This is a genomic window from Saccharothrix sp. ST-888 (genome assembly GCF_000955975.1).
In the GTDB taxonomy this organism is placed as follows: Bacteria; Actinomycetota; Actinomycetes; order Streptomycetales; family Streptomycetaceae; genus Kitasatospora.
Genome location: NZ_JYJF01000836.1, coordinates 1 through 318, shown reverse-complemented (window position 1 = coordinate 318; position 318 = coordinate 1). Strand labels below are relative to the sequence as shown.

General features: G+C 68.2%; 1 pseudogene. It reads left to right on the top strand.

Annotated elements, in window-relative coordinates:
* Positions 1-318: pseudogene (locus UK12_RS44145) on the top strand (ABC transporter ATP-binding protein); the annotation flags it as partial.

The window sequence follows — 318 nt, the reverse complement described above, 5'->3', positions numbered from 1 at the left end:
GCATGGGGCCTACGTCGCGGTGATGGACAGTTGATGCTCCTGCCAGTCCACCCTGATTATCATCCTGGGCTGCCTGCACGTCCCGACCTCCGGCCGCTATCTGCGGGACGGCACAGACGTCGGCAATCTGGACGAGCAGCAGCTCTCGCTTGTCCGCAACCGCAATATCGGGTTCATCTTCCAGTCCTTCACCCTGGTGCCCCGCACCACCGCGCTAGCCCAGGTGGAACGCCCGCTCGCGTACGCCGGCGTGCGCGCCGCCGAGCGCAAGCGCCGGGCGCTCGCAGCACTCTCGCTGGTCGGGCTGCTGGACCGCGC